Raw genomic sequence first — 5,686 nt, 5'->3', positions numbered from 1 at the left:
GATCCCTTGCCGAACTCAGAAGTGAAACCGCTCAGCGCCGATGGTAGTGTGGGGCTTCCCCATGTGAGAGTAGGTCATCGTCAGGCTCTTAAATATAAAAAACCCCCGTCACGAATGTGCCGGGGGTTTTTTATATTCGGGATACGGTGAGTTCCTGTCCCTACACGGCCCATGTGTACCCGAGGGCATAAAACCGCCTATGCTCCGAAGGTGTCAGACGGAGGCGCCGTAGGCGCCCCGAAGGGATGGCGAGCATGCTCGCTACACACTGTAGGTCATCCTGCCCCGATCCAATCACTCAAGTAGGCCGGGCTTGGACCCAGGCGGGTCATCCTTCATGCCCAGGCGTGGCCCCAAATGCCCGATCATGGCGCACTTTGCACGAGCGTCCTCTTTTTGCCGTCAAACCTCTTTATCCCCGCCTGTTGTATCTCTATGCTCAATAATCGTACACGGTTCCAATGGGGCCATGACTCCTCGTCGCGGCCGGCCTGGGTTCCGTGGCACACGCTCTTCCGCCGACTTCGTGTTCCCGAGGCGAAGCGGCACTTGGCGGCCTTTCTTCTTGGTTTGGGAAACAGGTGAATACAATGACGAATCAGAATAACGTAACCATGAAAACACCGATTCAGGCACTTCAAGACCGTTATCAGCAACAGCCCGGCGATGTGGCGATGGTGCAACCTCTGGGGGGGGATCGGGTCCGCCGGTACACCTGGAAAGAAGTCTCCGATGAGGCGCATCGCATGGCGTCCTACTTGCGCGCCCAGGGGATCCAGACCGGTGACCGGGTGGCCCTGGTTTCCAAGAACTGCGCCGAATGGATCCTGGCTGACCTGGCAATCTGGATTGCCGGCGCGGTCAGTGTGCCGCTGTACCCGACCCTGGTGGCGGACTCAGTAAGACAAATCCTCGAGCATAGCGGATCCCGGCTGTTGTTCGTTGGCAAGCTGGACGACTGGGACATTATGAAGGATGGTGTGCCGGAAGGGATTCAACAGGTGGCTTTTTCCCTGGCGCCGGAAGATGTGCTTCAGTCCTGCCCGGTATGGACTGATATCGTGGCTCAGAATGAGCCGTTGGCGGAGGTGGCGCAACCGGGCCCGGATGATCTTGCCACGATCATCTATACCTCGGGGACCACGGGAACTCCGAAGGGCGTGATGCATCAATACCGCAGTCTCTCCGCCGTTGGTGACAAAGTGATCCGGGTTTATAACCTGGAACCTTCCGACCGGATGATCTCCTATCTGCCCCTGTCTCATGTGGCGGAACGGGCGGCGGTGGAAACCGCTCTGTTGTACGTCGGAAATACGGTCTACTTTGCTGAATCCCTGGATACCTTTGGTGAAGACATCAAGCGCGCCAAGCCGACGCTCTTTTTCGCGGTGCCGAGGATTTGGTCCAAGTTCTATCAGAAAGCGTCCGAGGCGGTGCCGCCGAAGAAGCTCAATACCCTGCTGAAGATTCCGCTGCTGAACAAGGTGATCAAGAAAAAGGTACTGGGAGCCATGGGGCTGGACGAGTGCCGGGTGGCGCTGTCTGGCGCGGCGCCGCTGTCCACCGAGATCATTTCCTGGTTCAACACCCTGGGCCTGGAGATTCTGGAAGTTTACGGAATGACCGAAAACTTCGGGTGGTCGCATACCACGGTGCAGGGGGATCAACAGATTGGATGGGTCGGCACGCCCAATGATGGGGTAGAATGCCGCATCGGCGAGGGTGGTGAAGTGCTGGTGCGCAGCGTCGGCAACATGAGCGGCTATTACAAGCAGCCGGACTTGACCGCGGAGGTGCTGTCCGAGGATGGTTGGCTGAAAACCGGGGACGTGGGTGAGATCGATGAAGGCGGCCGGTTGCGGATTACCGGTCGGATCAAGGAGATCTTTAAAACCGAGAAAGGGAAGTACGTGGCGCCGGCGCCGATCGAAAACCGTCTGGCCAGCCAGCCCGGTGTTGAACTGGTATGCGTGATCGGGGCAAATATGTCGCAACCTATCGCGTTGTTGAACCTGACGCCGGAAGAGCAGGGCAAGTTGAGCAAAGGCGCTGAGAAAGAGCATTTTACCCAGCAGCTGAATGAATTGCTGACCCGGGTAAACAATCAGCTCGACCCTCACGAGCGGCTTGCCTCCCTGGTGGTGTGCAAGGAGCCCTGGGGGGTGGAAAATGGTCTGGTGACCCCCACGCTGAAGCTCAAGCGCAATGAAATCGAAAAGCACTACGAGGCGGATCTGCCGGAATGGGCGGCTTCCCGTGGTGTGATCTGGGAGCATTGATCATAGATGGAATACAGTACGGATCTGCCCCTCGTTCAGGCTCTGGCCGACGGGCGTTTCCATTCCGGAGCGGATCTCGGCGAAGTGCTTGGCATTTCCCGGGCCGCCATCTGGAAACGGATACAACGCCTGGGGGAGCTGGGCCTGGACGTGGAGTCGGTTCGTGGCAAGGGCTATCGGCTGGCCCGGCCCCTGGATTTGTTGGATAAGAGCCAATTGAGCGAGGGGCTGGCTGGCCGGGCCGAGCTGATTTTCAGTCCGGTGACCGGATCCACCAATGCTGATGCCCTGGCCCTGGCCGCTGAAGGGCGGGCAGGCCCTCTGGTAGTCACCACCGAATTTCAAAGTGCCGGCCGAGGCCGGCGCGGGCGCCAGTGGCGGTCACCTTTCGCCGCCAACATCTACCTTTCCGTTCTGTACCGGTTACCGGGTGGTTTCGCTTCCCTGGGCGGACTCAGCCTGGCTGCGGGAGTGGTGGTCAGCCAGGTCCTGGAGCGAGCCTGCCCGGGACTGCCATTGGGTCTGAAGTGGCCCAATGATCTGTTGGTGGAGGGGCGTAAGCTGGGAGGGGTGTTGATCGAGCTGGCCGGTGAAATAGAAACGCAGGTTCAGGTCGTGGTTGGTGTGGGTATTAATGTGGCCATGCTGGATGCGCAGGCCGATAGCATTGATCAGCCCTGGGCCAGTCTGGTGCAGTACGGTGACTTGAAAATGTCCCGTACTGAATTGGCGGAGTCGCTGTCCAGTGCCCTGCTGAATATGCTGGACACCTTTGTTGCTCGGGGGTTTGCCGCCTTCGTGCCAGCCTATCAGGAACTGGACCTGGTACGGGACAAGGCGGTGACGGTGATCACTGCTGGCAAGTCGCAAACGGGGATCGCCCGGGGGGTCGCTGAGGATGGGGCCCTGTGCGTGGAGATCGAGGGCGAGCGCCATTATTTGCATGGCGGCGAAGTTAGTTTGAGACTGCAATGAAATTGTTTATCGATGTGGGGAATACGGCCCTGAAATGGCGCCGCCGCGGCGGCGATAATATCGAGCAGGGCGGTGGAACCCACCGGCGGGATTGGCAAACGGCTCTGCGTGAACCCCTGGCTTCGTCTCAGTCCTTTGAGTCCGTCTGGATAGCTTCGGTGGCGGGAGCGGAAGCGGATGCAAGGATTGGTGCGCTGATCAGCGAAGCCACCGGGTTGGCGGCGGAGTTCTATTATTCCGTTCGGGATGACTTTGGTGTCCACAACTGCTACCCCGAGGCCCGGCGCCTGGGCGTGGACCGCTGGGTTGCCTTGATCGAATGCCATCGGCGCCACGGGGCCGGTATCGTCGTGGATTGTGGCAGCGCCCTGACCATCGATGCCGTGGATGAGAATGGCGCGTTTCTCGGCGGCTATATCGTGCCGGGGTTGGGCATGCTCCGTACCGCCTTATTGCGCGATACCGCGGATGTGCATGTCGGCCCGGGTCAGGCCGGGCTGGGGTTGGGGCAGTCCACTGGCGAATGTGTCCATAACGGTCTGTTGCGTATGTCTGTGGCCTTTGTCACGGATGTAGTGGTTGAACTGCGTGAACGGCTTTCCGATACTTGCCCGGTACTGGTAACGGGCGGGGATGCCCGGGAATTGAGCGCCTCCTTCCCATTCGATTTCGACCTGCAGCCGGATCTGGTGTTGGATGGACTGGAACGGGTGGCTGCTCGACAAAAATAACCTGGGGGGAGCGCGCTGTGCGCTGGGTATTTTATACGCTGTTGGTGGCTAACCTGGTTTACCTGGGCTGGCATCTGACTGCCGATCGATTGGAAAGAACGCCCCTGACTTCGAGTTCGCAGCCCGCCGCAAAGGGAGCGGAGGCCGGTTCCGCGTCTTCTTTGGCGCTGCTCAGCGAGCAGCCTCAGCCCGGCAAGGCTGCCCTGGCGGCACCTTCCTCTTCTCAGACTGCTTCATGTACCGTTGTTGGTCCCTGGTCGGACAGCGATGAGGCACGCCGGGCCAGAATACAATTGAGGGCGGCTGGTTTGGCTGGGCGAATCGAGCCTGTCCGGGTGGAGAAGGATCGTCTGAACTGGGTTTACCTCCCTCCCTTTGAATCTCGCCAGCGCGCGCTGGAGGCGCTCAACGAATTGCAGGCCCTGGGTGTGGACAGCTTTATCGTCAAAGAGGGCGATTATGCCAACGCTATTTCCCTGGGGTACTTCTCCAGTGCGGAGTCCGCGGAAGGGTTGCGCACAAAAATGCGCAATGCCGGCTATCCGGTCTTTGTGCGTGAGACCGCTCGTGAGGTGACCGAGTATTGGATTTATTTGCCCCCGTTGGAAGATGGCGGAGCCGCTTTGGCCGATTTCCTGGTCGGAAATCCACAGGCGGGCCGCAGCCAGAGCCAGTGTCCTGGTAATGCCCGGTGGGAGGGGTGACCAGGCAGTCATGATGTTCTTGGCCGGAGCGGCGAGAAGCGATTGCAGACCCCTCGGGGTTTCTATAGAATGCGCAGCCTTTGAAGCAAGGCTCGCTTCATGCTGGCGTAGCTCAGTTGGTAGAGCAGCTGATTTGTAATCAGCCGGTCGGGGGTTCGACTCCTCTCGCCAGCTCCAGCTTTTCTGTTGCGCCAGGAGCTTGAAAGCCCCTGAAAACATGTTGACAAGGGGCTGAGCCGTAAAGAGAATGTAGGCCCTTTTCTGGAGGGGTTCCCGAGTGGCCAAAGGGATCAGACTGTAAATCTGACGCGAAAGCTTCGGAGGTTCGAATCCTCCCCCCTCCACCAGATAATGAGAGCGATCAGGCGTGGAAAGGCTTGATGGCTCGTAAAGGTTCCTTCGGTGCTTGGCCGGGGGAGGGTTCGGACCGACAAGAGGTTCGACATGTCCGCTTCGCGGACTGAACAGCACTTGTGCTGGCCCGAAGGGCGGAGTAATCCTCCCCCCTCCACCAGATATTTCGCCAGCAAGCTGGCGGGCAGACAGAAGGTTTGCGGGCATAGTTCAGTGGTAGAACCTCAGCCTTCCAAGCTGATGATGCGGGTTCGATTCCCGCTGCCCGCTCCAGGCTGCGGAAATTCGCAGGCCAAGAAAGAGGTCTGCGAAATAAAGGTTACGCTCATGTAGCTCAGTAGGTAGAGCACACCCTTGGTAAGGGTGAGGTCACCGGTTCAAATCCGGTCATGAGCTCCAGAATCCGGGCCCGGGTACCACCTGGGTCCGGCTTTATGTGTCTTGGTGGTGCCAAGATGGTCCGCGGAAGGTGCGGTCCGACAGGGTTTTATCTGGGCAGAGGCGCCGTTCAGACGGAAATGCACAGCCAAGTTGAGAGGTAGAGAGTCGTGGCAAAGGAAAAGTTTGAACGTAATAAACCGCACGTAAACGTGGGCACGATTGGTCACGTTGACCATGGTAAGACGACGCTGACGGCCGCTTT

Annotated in this window: 5 protein-coding genes, 4 tRNA genes and 1 rRNA gene; all 10 read left to right on the top strand. The window is 59.0% G+C overall.

The genetic code is table 11. The features are described 5' to 3' along the window. Positions 1-86, top strand: a 5S ribosomal RNA gene (gene rrf / locus CRO06_RS15065); the annotation flags it as partial. A 504-nt stretch (positions 87-590) separates the two neighbouring features. Beyond that, a complete protein-coding gene (locus tag CRO06_RS15060) occupies positions 591-2,279 on the top strand; it encodes an AMP-binding protein (RefSeq protein WP_022997246.1) in 1,689 nt (562 codons plus the stop codon). Between the two features lie 6 nt (positions 2,280-2,285). Further along, positions 2,286-3,254, top strand: a complete 969-nt coding sequence (gene birA / locus CRO06_RS15055; protein WP_022997245.1) for a bifunctional biotin--[acetyl-CoA-carboxylase] ligase/biotin operon repressor BirA — start codon at positions 2,286-2,288, stop codon at positions 3,252-3,254. Continuing rightward, positions 3,251-3,985, top strand: coding sequence for a type III pantothenate kinase (locus CRO06_RS15050; RefSeq protein WP_097058781.1), 735 nt, complete (start codon positions 3,251-3,253; stop codon positions 3,983-3,985). The genes birA and CRO06_RS15050 overlap by 4 nt, the downstream gene beginning before the upstream one ends. 17 nt (positions 3,986-4,002) lie before the next feature. Further along, positions 4,003-4,689, top strand: a complete 687-nt coding sequence (locus CRO06_RS15045; protein WP_097058780.1) for an SPOR domain-containing protein — start codon at positions 4,003-4,005, stop codon at positions 4,687-4,689. A gap of 101 nt (positions 4,690-4,790) precedes the next feature. Next, positions 4,791-4,866: transfer RNA gene (locus CRO06_RS15040), tRNA-Thr, on the top strand. 86 nt (positions 4,867-4,952) lie between these two features. After that, positions 4,953-5,036, top strand: a tRNA-Tyr gene (locus CRO06_RS15035). 206 nt (positions 5,037-5,242) lie between these two features. Then, positions 5,243-5,316 (top strand) — tRNA-Gly (locus CRO06_RS15030). 50 nt (positions 5,317-5,366) lie between these two features. Beyond that, a tRNA-Thr gene (locus CRO06_RS15025) sits at positions 5,367-5,442 on the top strand. Positions 5,443-5,591: 149 nt separating this feature from the next. Continuing rightward, positions 5,592-5,686 (top strand): GTP-binding protein (locus CRO06_RS20340; protein ID WP_031629039.1); only part of this gene is annotated, 95 nt, incomplete at its 3' end.

Source organism: Alloalcanivorax xenomutans (assembly GCF_900217905.1).
GTDB lineage: Bacteria > Pseudomonadota > Gammaproteobacteria > Pseudomonadales > Alcanivoracaceae > Alloalcanivorax > Alloalcanivorax xenomutans.
Note: the sequence above shows the minus strand (reverse complement) of the source record. Positions and strands in the feature narration are given on the sequence as shown.